We start from the raw sequence: 392 nt of genomic DNA, 5'->3' as shown, positions 1-392 counted from the left end.
ACCCTGTACTCGCGCTACGGCAGCAAGCAGGAACTGCTGCGCCGGGTGATGCAGCGCCACGTCGGCCACGCCACCGGGGCCATGCTGCGTGCACTCCGCAGTGACGACCTGCGTGCCAGCCTTCTCCAGTTCGCCACCGACTTCCTGGAGCATTTCAACCAACCGCACGTAGGACAGGCCTGCCGGCTGATTGCAGCCGAGGCAGCCCAGTTTCCCGAAGAGGCGCGTACGCTGTACCGGCACGGTGCCGGCGCGCTGACGCTTCATCTTGCTGAATGGATTGAAACCGTTTGCATGCAAGGCCAGCTCCGGCATGACGACCCGCACTTCATGGCCGAACTGCTGCTGAGCATGATCGCCGGTCAGGATTTCGACAAACAGCGCTTCCATAC

General features: G+C 63.0%; 1 protein-coding gene. It reads left to right on the top strand.

Going from position 1 to position 392, the window contains the following annotated elements; all coding sequences use genetic code 11:
• The coding region (locus K9U40_RS24500; protein WP_282892632.1) for a TetR/AcrR family transcriptional regulator C-terminal domain-containing protein at positions 1 to 392 on the top strand (392 nt) is incomplete at both ends.

This window comes from Xanthobacter autotrophicus (assembly GCF_030015065.1).
In the GTDB taxonomy this organism is placed as follows: Bacteria; Pseudomonadota; Alphaproteobacteria; order Rhizobiales; family Xanthobacteraceae; genus Xanthobacter; species Xanthobacter autotrophicus_D.
Note: the sequence above shows the minus strand (reverse complement) of the source record. Positions and strands in the feature narration are given on the sequence as shown.